Raw genomic sequence first — 13416 nt, 5'->3', positions numbered from 1 at the left:
ACTCGAAGCTTTCCAAGGAGAGAAGGAAAATTGCTCGACGTAACAACTTTCGATGAGCTGCGGATCGGCCTCGCGACGGCCGACGACATCCGCCGCTGGTCGCACGGTGAGGTCAAGAAGCCCGAGACCATCAACTACCGCACGCTCAAGCCCGAGAAGGACGGCCTCTTCGGAGAGCAGATCTTCGGACCGAGCCGCGACTGGGAGTGCTCCTGCGGCAAGTACAAGCGGGTGCGCTTCAAGGGCATCGTCTGCGAGCGCTGCGGCGTCGAGGTCACCAAGTCCGCGGTCCGCCGCGAGCGCATGGGCCACATCGAGCTCGCCGCGCCCGTCACGCACATCTGGTACTTCAAGGGCGTGCCCTCGCGCCTCGGCTACCTGCTCGACATGGCGCCGAAGGACCTCGAGAAGGTCATCTACTTCGCCGCCTACATGGTGATCAGCGTGGACGAGGACGCCCGTCACGAGGACATGCCGGGCCTCGAGAACGAGCTCCGGCTCGAGATCAAGACCCTGCAGGACCAGCGCGACAGCCAGATCGCGGAGCGCCTCGGGCGCCTCGAGACCGACCTGGCCGCGCTGGAGGCCGAGGGCGCCAAGAGCGACCAGAAGCGCCGCGCGAAGGACGGCGCCGAGAAGGAGATGGGTCAGACGCGCAAGGCGTTCGACGAGGACATCTCCCGCCTCGAGCGCGTCTGGGAGGAGTTCCGCAGCCTCAAGGTCGGCGAGCTCAAGCCCGAGGACGCCGTCTTCCACGAGCTGCAGGACCGCTTCGGCATCTACTTCGAGGCCCACATGGGCGCCGAGGCGATCCAGAAGCGCCTGGAGGCCTTCGACCTCGAGGCCGAGGGGGAGCTGCTCCGCGAGCAGATCGCCACCGGCAAGGGCCAGAAGAAGATCCGCGCCATCAAGCGCCTGCGCGTCGTCAGCTCCTTCCTCGCCACCGGCAACTCGCCGGCCGCGATGGTGCTGCAGGTCGTCCCGGTCATCCCACCGGAGCTGCGCCCGATGGTGCAGCTCGACGGCGGCCGCTTCGCGACCAGCGACCTGAACGACCTGTACCGCCGCGTGATCAACCGCAACAACCGCCTCCGTCGTCTGCTGGATCTCGGTGCCCCCGAGATCATCGTGAACAACGAGAAGCGCATGCTGCAGGAGGCCGTCGACGCGCTGTTCGACAACGGCCGCCGCGGTCGTCCCGTCACGGGCACCGGCAACCGCGCGCTCAAGTCCCTCAGCGACATGCTGAAGGGCAAGCAGGGCCGGTTCCGCCAGAACCTGCTCGGCAAGCGCGTGGACTACTCGGGCCGCTCGGTCATCATCGTCGGACCGCAGCTCAAGCTGCACCAGTGCGGTCTGCCCAAGCAGATGGCGCTCGAGCTGTTCAAGCCGTTCGTCATCAAGCGCCTGATCGACCTGAGCCACGCCCAGAACATCAAGGCCGCCAAGCGCATGGTCGAGCGCAGCCGCGGACAGGTGTGGGACGTGCTCGAGGAGATCATCCGCGAGCGCCCCGTGCTGCTCAACCGCGCACCCACGCTCCACCGCCTGGGCATCCAGGCGTTCGAGCCCCAGCTCGTGGAGGGCAAGGCCATCCAGCTGCACCCGCTCGTCTGCGCCGCGTTCAACGCGGACTTCGACGGCGACCAGATGGCCGTCCACCTTCCCCTGTCGGTCGAGGCCCAGGCCGAGGCGCGCATCCTGATGCTCGCCTCGAACAACATCCTCAAGCCGTCGGACGGACGCCCGGTCACCCTGCCCACGCAGGACATGATCATCGGCCTCCACCACCTGACCACCCTCAAGGAGGGCGTCGCCGGTGAGGGTCGCGCGTTCAGCTCGGTGGCCGAGGCCATCCTGGCGAAGGACCAGCTCTCGCTGGACCTCAACGCCAAGGTGCGCATCCGCCTGCACGACATCTACTTCGGCGAGGGCGAGGCGCCCGAGGGCGTCGAGCTCGACGAGAAGGGCAAGACCGTCGGCCCCGTGCTGCTCGAGACCACCCTCGGTCGCGCGCTGTTCAACGAGACCCTGCCGGTCGACTACCCCTACATCGAGGCCGTCGCCGACAAGGGCAAGCTCTCCGAGATCGTCAACGACCTCGCCGAGCGCTACCCCAAGGTGGAGGTCGCCGCGGCGCTCGACCGGATCAAGGACGCGGGCTTCTACTGGGCCACGCGCTCCGGCGTCACGGTCGCCCTCTCCGACGTGCTGACCCCGCCCACCAAGGCGGCCATCCTGTCGGGCTACGAGAAGCAGGCCGCCAAGGTCCAGGGCCAGTTCGAGAAGGGCCTCACGACGAACGCCGAGCGTCGTCAGGAGCTCATCGAGATCTGGAACAAGGCCACGGCCGAGGTCGCGAAGGCGATGGAGGACAACCTCCCCGCCGACAACAACATCAACCGCATGGTGTCCTCCGGGGCACGAGGCAACTGGATGCAGGTCCGCCAGATCGCCGGCATGCGCGGCCTCGTGTCGAACCCGAAGGGCGAGATCATCCCCCGCCCGATCGTCCACTCGTACCGCGAGGGCCTGACGGTGGCGGAGTACTTCATCTCCACCCACGGCGCCCGCAAGGGACTGGCCGACACCGCGCTGCGCACCGCCGACTCCGGGTACCTCACCCGTCGTCTGGTGGACGTGTCGCAGGACGTCATCATCCGCGAGGACGACTGCGGCACCGGCCGCGGCCTCGACCTGCCGATCGCCACCCAGGCGGCGGACGGCACGTCGGTCCGCGACTCCAACGTGGAGAACTCCGTGTACGCCCGCTCGCTGGCCGCCGACGCGGTCAACGAGGCCGGCGAGGTCGTCGCCCCCGCGGGCAGCGACGTCGGCGACGTCATGATCGACCACCTGATCGCGGCCGGCGTGCACGAGATCAAGGTGCGCTCGGTCCTGACCTGCGAGTCCGCCGTCGGCGTGTGCGCGGCCTGCTACGGCCGCTCGCTCGCCACGGGCAAGCTCGTCGACATCGGCGAGGCCGTCGGAATCATCGCGGCCCAGTCGATCGGCGAGCCCGGCACGCAGCTCACGATGCGCACCTTCCACACCGGTGGCGTGGCATCGGCGGACGACATCACGCAGGGTCTGCCCCGCGTGCAGGAGCTCTTCGAGGCCCGCACCCCCAAGGGCGCGTCGCCCATCGCGGAGGCCGCCGGTCGCATCACGATCGAGGACACGGATCGCAGCCGCAAGGTGATCCTGACCCCGGACAACGGCGACGAGCCGCACATCTACCCGGTGCTCAAGCGCGCGACCCTCCTCGTCGAGGACGGCCAGCACGTCGAGCTCGGGCAGCAGCTGCACGTCGGCGCCATCGACCCGAAGGAGGTCCTCCGGGTCAAGGGCGTTCGCGAGGTGCAGAAGCACCTCGTGGGCGGTGTCCAGGGCGTCTACCGCTCGCAGGGCGTCCCGATCCACGACAAGCACATCGAGGTCATCGTGCGGCAGATGCTGCGCAAGGTCACGGTCGTCGAGCACGGCGACACGGACCTCCTCCCCGGTGAGCTGGTCGACCGGGCCCGCTACAACGAGGTCAACCGCGCCACGCTGACGGAGGGCAAGAAGACCGCCTCCGCCCGCCAGGAGGTCATGGGCATCACCAAGGCCTCGCTCGCGACCGAGTCGTGGCTGTCGGCCGCGTCCTTCCAGGAGACGACCCGCGTGCTCACGCAGGCCGCCATGGAGGGCAAGTCCGACCCGCTGATGGGCCTCAAGGAGAACGTCATCATCGGCAAGCTGATCCCGGCCGGGACGGGGCTCGCGAAGTACCGCGACGTCACCGTCACCGCGACGGAGGAGGCGAAGGCCGAGCGCTACCCGAACCGCATCTTCACGGATGAGTCGGTGTTCAACGAGTCCGACCTGAGCTTCGTCGACTTCGACAGCTTCAGCTCGGACGACTACACGCCCGGCACCTACAACTAGGACCGGAGGCGCGTGAGCGCACGATGAGAAGGGCCCCGCTCCGGCGGGGCCCTTCCTCGTCCCCGGGGCGATCCGCCCGGGGACGGCGACCGGTCGCGCCGCACCTCCCTGCCCCTCTCCCGGCCGGCGATACAGTGGGGCGCGTACCGGCGGCCCCGCGCCGGGACCCGAGGAGGCGTCGTGCGGATGCTCGAGGACGTGGTCCTGGCCTGGCGCGCGCACGCCCTCCGCCACGCGACGGAGTCCGCGCCCTCGGCGACCGGCCCGTGCGGATCCTGCGCCGCGTGCGACGCGTCCGCGTTCGCCCACCACGACGCGATCCCGCGCGACGCCCCGCACTCCGCCATGCACCCGCTGCTCGCCGCGCTCGAGGCCGCGCGGGCGGAGGCCGCGCAGGACGCGCGCGAGCGCCTCTACCTCGACTCCCGCGGCCCCGTGTACCGCGACCACCCCTTCGGCATGCCCGCCTTCGTCGACTACGGCGAGCGGAGCGCCGAGATCCAGCAGGCGGTCGACGCGGCCCTCGCGCGCGAGCTCGCGCCGCTCGCGCCCGTCATCCGCCAGGCCCTCGACCGCATCGTCAACCTGCGCCTCGAGGAGCTCGAGGGCGAGATCGGGCCCGTCGACGCGGGCGACGGCACCGATCCCGAGCCGCTCTTCTAGGCGGCGGCCGCGCGCGTGGGCGAGGCCCGCAGGCGGCCCCGCGCCGCCGCGCGTCATGCGGCGACATGGGAATACCGACGAGGCGACGGCGTTGAGACCATGGCGGACGGCGCTCCCGGGCAGGACCGGGCCTCCGTCGCCGCTCCCGCATCCCGCACGCGCCGATCCCACGAGGATCCGCCGAGACCCGCAAGGACCCCCATGACCCTCCGCACCCGCCTCCGTCCCGCCCTCGCCCTCACGGGCCTCGTCGCCGTCGCCGCCCTCGGCCTCGCCGGCTGCGCGTCGGGCGACGCGGGCACCGGATCCGGGACGGGCGCCGCCGGCACGCCGGCCGCCGCCTCGAGCCTCTCCGACGTGCAGGCCGCGGGCGAGCTGGTCATCGGCACCGAGGGCACCTACTCGCCCTTCTCCTTCCACGAGGGATCCGGCTCCGGCGCGCTCACCGGCTACGACGTCGAGGTCGCCACGGCGGTCGCCGGGAAGCTCGGCGTGAAGCCCGTCTTCGAGGAGACCCAGTTCGACGGGATCTTCGCGGGACTCGAGTCCGGCCGCTGGGACGTCATCGCCAACCAGATCTCGATCACCGACGACCGGAAGCAGGCCTACGACTTCTCCGAGCCGTACACGGTCTCGCCCGGCGTCATCATCGTCAAGGGCTCCGACTCGGGCATCTCCTCGTTCGCCGACCTCGCCGGCAAGACCACGGCGCAGTCGCTCACGAGCAACTGGAACGAGCTCGCCACGCAGAGCGGCGCCAAGGTCGAGGCCGTCGAGGGCTTCGCGCAGGCCGTCGCGCTCCTCCAGCAGGGCCGCGTCGACGCGACCATCAACGACCGCCTGACGCTCCTCGACTACCAGAAGCAGCAGGGCGCCTCCGACCTGCAGGTGGCCGCCGAGACCGACGACCCGTCGCTCAGCGCCCTCGTCTTCCGCAAGGGCAGCGACGACCTCGTCACCGCCGTCGACCAGGCCCTGGTGGACCTGCGCGCGGACGGCACGCTCGCGCAGATCTCCGAGAAGTACTTCGGCGCGGACGTCTCCCAGTAGCCCGCCGCGTACGCTGACGGTCGAGGACGGGACGAGGGGGACGCATGTCGAGGGAATGGGACCTGATCCTGTCGTCCTTCGGGCCGCTCGCGCTCGAGACGATCCGGGGCACCATCCCCCTGGCGCTCGTCACGTTCGTCCTCGGGCTCGTGATCGCCCTGGGCATCGCGCTGATGCGCCTCTACGGCAACCGCCTGGTGTCCGCGATCGCCCGGTTCTACATCTCGGTCGTCCGCGGCACGCCCCTGCTGGTGCAGCTGTTCGTGATCTTCTACGGCCTGCCGGCGATCGGCGTCGTGCTGCCGCCGTGGCCGAGCGCGGTGATCGCCCTCTCGGTGAACGTCGGCGGGTACGCGGCCGAGATCATCCGGGCGTCGATCCTGTCGGTGCCCCGCGGGCAGTGGGAGGCCGGCCACACCATCGGCATGTCGCGCGCCATGACGCTGCGCCGCGTCATCGTGCCGCAGGCGGCGCGCGTGTCAGTGCCCCCGCTGTCGAACACCTTCATCAGCCTCGTGAAGGACACGTCGCTCACCTCGACCATCCTGGTCACCGAGCTCTTCCGGCAGTCGCAGCAGATCGCGGCCGTCACGGGCGAGTTCATGATCCTGTACCTCGAGGCGGCGCTGATCTACTGGCTGGTCTGCCTCGTCCTGTCGTTCGCGCAGACCCGCCTCGAGAGGAGGCTCGACCGGTATGTCGCCCACTGATCCCGCGCCCGCCGCGCCGCGTGCGCCCGGCGAGCCCGTGCTCACCGTGCGGGGCCTCCGCAAGTCGTTCGGCGACAACGAGGTGCTCCGCTCCATCGACCTCGAGGTGCGCCGCGGCGGCGTGACCGCGCTCATCGGCCCGAGCGGCTCCGGCAAGACGACGGTGCTCCGGTCCCTCAACGGCCTCGAGGTGCCCGAGGCGGGCGTCGTGGAGGTGGCCGCCGCCGACGCGGACTCTCGCGCCGGCACCACCGGCCCGCTCCGCGTGGACTTCGGCGCGAAGCCGCGCCCCCGCGAGCTCCTCGCCCTCCGCGACCGCTCCGCCATGGTCTTCCAGCAGTACAACCTGTTCCCGCACCGCACCGTGCTGGAGAACGTCATCGAGGGCCCGGTCCAGGTGCAGCGCCGGCCCGTCGCGGAGGCGACGCGCGAGGCGGAGGAGCTGCTCGCCCGGGTCGGCCTCGCCGACAAGCGCGACCAGCACCCGTTCCAGCTCTCCGGCGGCCAGCAGCAGCGCGTGGGCATCGTGCGCGCGCTCGCGCTGCGGCCGCAGATCCTGCTCTTCGACGAGCCGACGTCCGCGCTCGACCCGGAGCTCGTGGGCGAGGTGCTGAGCGTCATCAAGGAGCTCGCCGACGAGTCCTGGACCATGGTGATCGTGACGCACGAGCTCGCGTTCGCGCGCCAGGTCGCGGACGAGGTCGTCTTCATGGACGGCGGGGTCGTGGTGGAGCGCGGCCACCCGTCGCAGCTGCTCCAGCATCCGGCCGAGGAGCGCACGCGCCGCTTCCTCCAGCGCCTCCTCGAGCCCTTCTAGGCCCCTGTCCGTTCTGGCCGATCCCCGGCACGCCGCCCGGGCGCGCGGCACGCCCCGAGGTAGGTTCGTGCCATGACCGACGACAGGCCCGCCCCGCACCGACAGCCCGACGAGGCCGACCAGCCGCGGGATCCCCGCCGCGCCGACGAGACGACGGCCGCCGCCTTCGACGACGGCCCCGCCGACCGCGCCGACGACGCGCGCGCGGACGACACCTCGACCTTCGACGAGACGGCCTTCGCCGCCCCGGTCGACGACGACCACGAGGCGCGCGAGGCCCGCGAGCGCGAGTCCCGCGAGGCCGAGGCCCGCATCGCCGAGGCCCGCGAGCGCGACGCCCGCGAGCGCGAGGCCCGGGAGGCGGAGGCGCGCGACGTCGAGGCCCGCGAGGCGGAGGCCCGCCAGCGCGACGTCGAGGACCGGGAGCGCCGCGAGCGAGAGGCGCGCGAGGCCGACGCCCGCGAGCGCGACGAGCGCGACCGCCGCGCCCGCGACGAGGAGACGGCGCGCCAGTCGCAGCCCATCTACGTCCAGGCGCCCACCCCGCCGGAGAAGCGCGGCAACCGCGGCTTCGGTGTGCTCATCGCGATCGTCGCCGCCATCCTCTTCGCCCTGCTCTTCTCGCTCGGCGCCGCCCTCCTCGGCTCGGTCCGGGACCCGAACGCGTTCGGCGACTCCTTCACCCGCTACATCTCGTCGCCCGTCTTCTACGTGCCGGCGATCGCGTTCGCCGTCCTCTTCGTCCTGCTGGCGCTCGTCGTCAACCGCGCCGGCTGGTGGGCGTTCGTCCTCGGCGGCCTGCCGGTGGCGATCCTCGTCTACGTCGCGTACGTGGCGACGCGGCTCCTGCAGAACGACGTGCTCGACCTGGCGCCGTCCGAGCAGGCGCTCATGCTGCAGCGCATCGTCACCTTCCCCGACGGGATCCTCGCCGGCCTCCTCGCCCGCGAGCTCATCACGTGGTTCGGCGCCGGCATCAGCGCCCGCGGCCGTCGGGTGAAGGCGAAGAACGCCGAGGCCCGCGCCGAGTACGACCGCAAGCTGCAGGAGCAGCCGGACCACCGCTGAGGCGTGTCAGGCTGGGGGAGTGATCCCCCTCCTGGCCGCCGTGATGCACGTCGCCCTCGTCGTGTGCCTCTTCGGCTTCGTCGCCCTCTTCGGCGGTGACGACGTGATCCCCGAGCGCGACGCCGGCGTGCTGCTGGGCCCGGTCATGGTGGTCGCGGCCACCCTCGTCTTCGCCGGCGGCCTGATCCGCACCACGCGGGAGGCGGACCGCGAGCGCCGGATCCCCGTGGTCGCCGTCCTCGGCTGGGGCGTCGCCGCGTGGCTCGCCTACGGGATACTCGGCGGCGCGCTCTACCTCCTCGGCGGGGCCGACGTCTTCGCGAGCCTCGCGTTCGCCGGTCGGCACCTCGTGGATCCGTTCGGCATCGCCGTGCTCGGGGTGTCCGCGCTCCTCGGCCTCGGGGCCGTCGCGCTGGCGGCTCGCGGCCCCTCGTCCACCGTTTGACCGGCGAGTCGCGGAACTGTATCGTTGCGGGGGTGTGCGCTCAGGCGTGCGCTCGTGTCGTGCCGTGAAGTCGGGACGCCCGGGCGGGCCACCAGCGCACCGACCAGGGTTCGGCCATTCCGGCCGGCCCCCACGGCATACCCGCCGGCGCCTCCCACTCCCGTGGTCGGCGGACGCGCGGGTCCAGTTGAACTCGATCCCGTCCGCGGGCGTCGAATGCTGACCATCAACCCGCTGTCACCGTGCAGCATCGAGGAGTCCCGTAGTGCCAACCATCCAGCAGCTGGTCCGCAAGGGCCGCACGCCCAAGGTCGTCAAGACCAAGGCGCCCGCCCTGAAGGCCAACCCCCAGCAGCGCGGCGTCTGCACCCGCGTCTACACGACCACGCCGAAGAAGCCGAACTCGGCCCTCCGCAAGGTCGCGCGCGTCAAGCTCAGCAACGGCCAGGAGGTCACGGCCTACATCCCCGGTGAGGGCCACAACCTCCAGGAGCACTCCATGGTGCTCGTCCGCGGCGGTCGCGTGAAGGACCTCCCCGGCGTGCGCTACAAGATCGTCCGCGGCGCGCTCGACACCCAGGCCGTGAAGAACCGCAAGCAGGCTCGCAGCCGGTACGGCGCGAAGATGGAGAAGAAGTAATGCCTCGCAAGGGTCCCGCCCCCAAGCGCCCTGTCGTCGCAGATCCCGTCTACGGTGCGCCGATCGTCAGCCAGCTCGTCAACAAGATCCTGCTCGACGGCAAGAAGGGCCTCGCCGAGAAGATCGTCTACGACGCCCTCGCCGGCGTCGCCGCGAAGAACGGCCAGGACGCCGTCGTCACGCTGAAGAAGGCGCTCGACAACGTCCGCCCGGCCCTCGAGGTCCGCTCGCGCCGCGTGGGTGGCTCCACCTACCAGGTGCCGATCGAGGTCAAGCCGCACCGCGCGAACACCCTCGCGCTCCGCTGGCTCACGACGTACGCCAAGTCGCGTCGCGAGAAGACGATGACCGAGCGTCTCACCAACGAGATCCTCGACGCGTCCAACGGCCTCGGTGCCGCGGTCAAGCGCCGCGAGGACACCCACAAGATGGCCGAGTCGAACAAGGCGTTCGCGCACTACCGCTGGTAGTCGACCACCTCGTTCGACAGCACCACCAACCCCTTTCGGAGGAACCTGTGGCACAGGACGTGCTCACCGACCTGAACAAGGTCCGCAACATCGGCATCATGGCTCACATCGATGCCGGCAAGACCACCACCACCGAGCGCATCCTGTTCTACACGGGCATCACTCACAAGATCGGCGAGGTCCACGACGGCGCCGCCACGATGGACTGGATGGCCCAGGAGCAGGAGCGCGGCATCACGATCACGTCCGCCGCGACGACGTGCTTCTGGAACAAGAACCAGATCAACATCATCGACACCCCCGGGCACGTCGACTTCACCGTCGAGGTGGAGCGTTCGCTCCGCGTCCTCGACGGCGCGGTCGCCGTGTTCGACGGCAAGGAGGGCGTCGAGCCCCAGTCCGAGACGGTGTGGCGCCAGGCCGACAAGTACGACGTGCCGCGCATCTGCTTCGTCAACAAGATGGACAAGCTCGGCGCGGACTTCTACTTCACGGTCGACACCATCGTGAACCGCCTCGGCGCCAAGCCGCTGGTCATCCAGCTGCCCATCGGCGCGGAGAGCGGCTTCGAGGGCGTCATCGACCTGGTCGAGATGCGCGCGCTCACGTGGCGCGGCGACTCCAAGGGAGACGTCGAGCTCGGTGCGAAGTACGAGATCGAGGAGATCCCCGCGGACCTCCAGGACAAGGCGGACGAGTACCGGGCCAAGCTGCTCGAGACCGTCGCCGAGACCGACGACGCGCTGCTCGAGAAGTACTTCGGCGGCGAGGAGCTGACGGTGGCGGAGATCAAGGCCGCCATCCGCAAGCTCACCGTCAACAGCGAGATCTACCCCGTGCTGTGCGGCTCCGCGTTCAAGAACCGCGGCGTCCAGCCGATGCTCGACGCGGTGATCGACTACCTCCCCAGCCCGCTCGACGTGCCCCCCATGGAGGGCCACGACGTGCGCGACGAGGAGAAGATCATCATCCGCAAGCCCGACGCGACCGAGCCGTTCTCGGCTCTCGCGTTCAAGGTCGCGGTGCACCCGTTCTTCGGTCGCCTCACGTACGTCCGGGTCTACTCGGGCACCATCGCGGGCGGCTCGCAGGTCATCAACTCGACCAAGGGCAAGAAGGAGCGCATCGGCAAGATCTTCCAGATGCACTCCAACAAGGAGAACCCGGTCGACTCGGTCACCGCCGGTCACATCTACGCGGTCATCGGCCTCAAGGACACGACCACGGGCGACACGCTCTGCGACCCGAGCGAGCAGATCGTGCTCGAGTCCATGACGTTCCCCGAGCCCGTCATCGAGGTCGCGATCGAGCCGAAGACGAAGGCCGACCAGGAGAAGCTGGGTGTCGCCATCCAGAAGCTCGCCGAGGAGGACCCGACCTTCCGCACGGAGCAGAACCAGGAGACCGGTCAGACGGTCATCAAGGGCATGGGCGAGCTCCACCTCGACATCCTGGTCGACCGCATGAAGCGCGAGTTCAACGTCGAGGCGAACGTCGGCAAGCCGCAGGTCGCGTACCGCGAGACCATCCGCGGCACGGTCGACAAGCACGACTTCACGCACAAGAAGCAGACGGGTGGTTCCGGCCAGTTCGCCAAGATTCAGATCAAGATCGAGCCCATGGAGGTGACCGCGGAGAAGACCTACGAGTTCGACAACAAGGTCACCGGCGGTCGCGTCCCGCGGGAGTACATCCCCTCGGTCGACGCGGGCATCCAGGACGCGCTCCAGGTCGGCGTCCTCGCCGGCTACCCGATGGTCGGCGTGAAGGCGACGCTGCTCGACGGCGCCGCGCACGACGTCGACTCCTCGGAGATGGCGTTCAAGATCGCCGGCTCGATGGCCTTCAAGGAGGCCGCGCGCAAGGCGAAGCCCGTGCTGCTCGAGCCGCTCATGGCCGTCGAGGTCCGCACGCCCGAGGAGTACATGGGCGACGTGATCGGCGATCTGAACTCCCGGCGCGGGCAGATCCAGGCGATGGAGGACGCCAGCGGTGTGAAGGTCATCACCGCGAACGTCCCCCTGTCGGAGATGTTCGGCTACGTCGGCGACCTGAGGAGCAAGACCTCGGGCCGCGCGGTGTACTCGATGAGCTTCGGCAGCTACGCCGAGGTCCCGAAGGCTGTCGCCGACGAGATCGTCCAGAAGAACAAGGGCGAGTAGCCCTCCAGTTCGAGCGGCATCCGCCGTTTCAGTACCATAAGCAAGATCTCCAACACGCAGGGCGTCCGGGAACACCGGACGCCCCGCAACCGAGTCCTGAGGAGGACCCACAGTGGGTAAGGCCAAGTTCGAGCGGACCAAGCCGCACGTCAACATCGGAACGATCGGTCACGTCGACCACGGCAAGACGACGCTGACGGCAGCGATCTCCAAGGTCCTGGCGGACAAGTACCCGTCGGCGACCAACGTGCAGCGCGACTTCGCGTCCATCGACTCCGCTCCCGAGGAGCGCCAGCGCGGCATCACGATCAACATCTCGCACGTCGAGTACGAGACGCCCAAGCGTCACTACGCTCACGTCGACGCCCCGGGTCACGCTGACTACATCAAGAACATGATCACCGGCGCGGCGCAGATGGACGGCGCGATCCTCGTGGTCGCCGCCACCGACGGCCCCATGGCCCAGACGCGCGAGCACGTGCTGCTCGCGAAGCAGGTCGGCGTGCCCTACCTGCTCGTCGCGCTCAACAAGTCCGACATGGTCGACGACGAGGAGATCCTCGAGCTCGTCGAGCTCGAGGTCCGCGAGCTGCTCTCCAGCCAGGACTTCGACGGCGACAACGCCCCCGTCGTCCAGGTCTCCGGCCTCAAGGCGCTCGAGGGCGACGAGAAGTGGGTCGAGCAGATCGTCAAGCTCATGGACGCGGTCGACGAGTCCATCCCGGAGCCCGTCCGCGACAAGGACAAGCCGTTCCTCATGCCCGTCGAGGACGTCTTCACGATCACCGGTCGTGGAACCGTCGTCACGGGTCGCGCCGAGCGCGGAACCCTCGCCATCAACTCGGACGTCGAGATCGTGGGCATCCGTCCCACCGTCAAGACCACCGTCACGGGCATCGAGATGTTCCACAAGCAGCTCGACGAGGCCTGGGCCGGCGAGAACTGCGGTCTCCTGCTCCGCGGCACCAAGCGCGAGGACGTCGAGCGCGGCCAGGTCATCGTCAAGCCGGGTTCGGTCACGCCGCACACCGACTTCGAGGGCACCGCGTACATCCTCTCCAAGGAGGAGGGCGGGCGTCACAACCCGTTCTACGCGAACTACCGCCCGCAGTTCTACTTCCGCACCACCGACGTCACCGGCGTCATCACGCTGCCCGAGGGCACCGAGATGGTCATGCCCGGCGACACCACCGACATGAACGTCGCGCTGATCCAGCCCATCGCCATGGAGGAGGGCCTCGGCTTCGCCATCCGCGAGGGTGGCCGCACCGTCGGCGCCGGCACGGTCACGAAGATCATCAAGTAGCACCCCGCACCACCCGCACCACCTCCGACAGGGTCGGGCCGTCATGGCCCGGCCCTGTCGGCCGTTAACGGGCACTCGTCGACGGGGCACCGCCGGAGATGTCGGGATCCTGCGGAAGCGGTCCCGTGGTCGCGAGTGCCCTAACGAACGCGGCC

General features: G+C 69.8%; 11 protein-coding genes. All 11 read left to right on the top strand.

Going from position 1 to position 13416, the window contains the following annotated elements; translation table 11 throughout:
* The first annotated feature begins 30 nt into the window (after positions 1–30).
* Positions 31–3930 carry a DNA-directed RNA polymerase subunit beta' gene (locus FGG90_RS09425; protein WP_086517211.1) on the top strand — a complete coding sequence of 1300 codons (3900 nt, stop codon included), beginning with the start codon at positions 31–33 and terminating at the stop codon, positions 3928–3930.
* Between the two features lie 186 nt (positions 3931–4116).
* Complete coding sequence (locus FGG90_RS09420) at positions 4117–4593, top strand: hypothetical protein (protein WP_237583575.1); 477 nt, start codon at positions 4117–4119, stop codon at positions 4591–4593.
* 201 nt (positions 4594–4794) lie between these two features.
* On the top strand, positions 4795–5643 hold the full coding sequence (locus tag FGG90_RS09415) for an amino acid ABC transporter substrate-binding protein (protein ID WP_094127736.1): 849 nt from the start codon (positions 4795–4797) through the stop codon (positions 5641–5643).
* Positions 5644–5687: 44 nt separating this feature from the next.
* Positions 5688–6353, top strand: coding sequence for an amino acid ABC transporter permease (locus tag FGG90_RS09410; protein WP_086517208.1), 666 nt, complete (start codon positions 5688–5690; stop codon positions 6351–6353).
* Entirely contained in the window at positions 6340–7170 is an 831-nt protein-coding gene (locus tag FGG90_RS09405; protein WP_094127739.1) for an amino acid ABC transporter ATP-binding protein, read from the top strand. Before FGG90_RS09410 ends, FGG90_RS09405 begins: the two co-directional genes overlap by 14 nt.
* Positions 7171–7242: 72 nt before the next feature.
* The gene (locus FGG90_RS09400; RefSeq protein WP_094127742.1) at positions 7243–8238 is read left to right on the top strand and encodes a hypothetical protein; all 996 of its coding nucleotides are present in this window, start codon (positions 7243–7245) and stop codon (positions 8236–8238) included.
* A gap of 19 nt (positions 8239–8257) precedes the next feature.
* Complete coding sequence (locus FGG90_RS09395) at positions 8258–8683, top strand: DUF6121 family protein (protein WP_237583289.1); 426 nt, start codon at positions 8258–8260, stop codon at positions 8681–8683.
* Positions 8684–8948: 265 nt separating this feature from the next.
* Complete coding sequence (gene rpsL / locus FGG90_RS09390) at positions 8949–9323, top strand: 30S ribosomal protein S12 (protein WP_012039312.1); 375 nt, start codon at positions 8949–8951, stop codon at positions 9321–9323.
* The gene (rpsG, locus tag FGG90_RS09385) at positions 9323–9793 is read left to right on the top strand and encodes a 30S ribosomal protein S7 (RefSeq protein ID WP_012039311.1); all 471 of its coding nucleotides are present in this window, start codon (positions 9323–9325) and stop codon (positions 9791–9793) included. The genes rpsL and rpsG overlap by 1 nt, the downstream gene beginning before the upstream one ends.
* A gap of 47 nt (positions 9794–9840) precedes the next feature.
* Entirely contained in the window at positions 9841–11955 is a 2115-nt protein-coding gene (gene fusA / locus FGG90_RS09380) for an elongation factor G (RefSeq protein WP_094127745.1), read from the top strand.
* Positions 11956–12067: 112 nt separating this feature from the next.
* The gene (gene tuf, locus FGG90_RS09375) at positions 12068–13261 is read left to right on the top strand and encodes an elongation factor Tu (RefSeq protein ID WP_063070786.1); all 1194 of its coding nucleotides are present in this window, start codon (positions 12068–12070) and stop codon (positions 13259–13261) included.
* The last annotated feature ends 155 nt before the right edge of the window (positions 13262–13416 follow it).

The sequence above is a fragment of the Clavibacter michiganensis subsp. tessellarius genome (assembly GCF_021922985.1).
GTDB lineage: Bacteria > Actinomycetota > Actinomycetes > Actinomycetales > Microbacteriaceae > Clavibacter > Clavibacter tessellarius.
The sequence above is the reverse complement of the archived record's forward strand: the minus strand, read 5'-3'. Positions and strand labels throughout refer to the sequence as shown.

Bases quoted from the DNA above. Each gene is read 5' to 3' on its own strand.
- FGG90_RS09415 (WP_094127736.1), top strand. From the start codon at position 4,795: ATGACCCTCCGCACCCGCCTCCGTCCCGCCCTCGCCCTCACGGGCCTC.
- FGG90_RS09420 (WP_237583575.1), top strand. From the start codon at position 4,117: ATGCTCGAGGACGTGGTCCTGGCCTGGCGCGCGCACGCCCTCCGCCAC.
- rpsG (WP_012039311.1), top strand. From the start codon at position 9,323: ATGCCTCGCAAGGGTCCCGCCCCCAAGCGCCCTGTCGTCGCAGATCCC.
- FGG90_RS09410 (WP_086517208.1), top strand. From the start codon at position 5,688: ATGTCGAGGGAATGGGACCTGATCCTGTCGTCCTTCGGGCCGCTCGCG.
- FGG90_RS09400 (WP_094127742.1), top strand. From the start codon at position 7,243: ATGACCGACGACAGGCCCGCCCCGCACCGACAGCCCGACGAGGCCGAC.
- FGG90_RS09405 (WP_094127739.1), top strand. From the start codon at position 6,340: ATGTCGCCCACTGATCCCGCGCCCGCCGCGCCGCGTGCGCCCGGCGAG.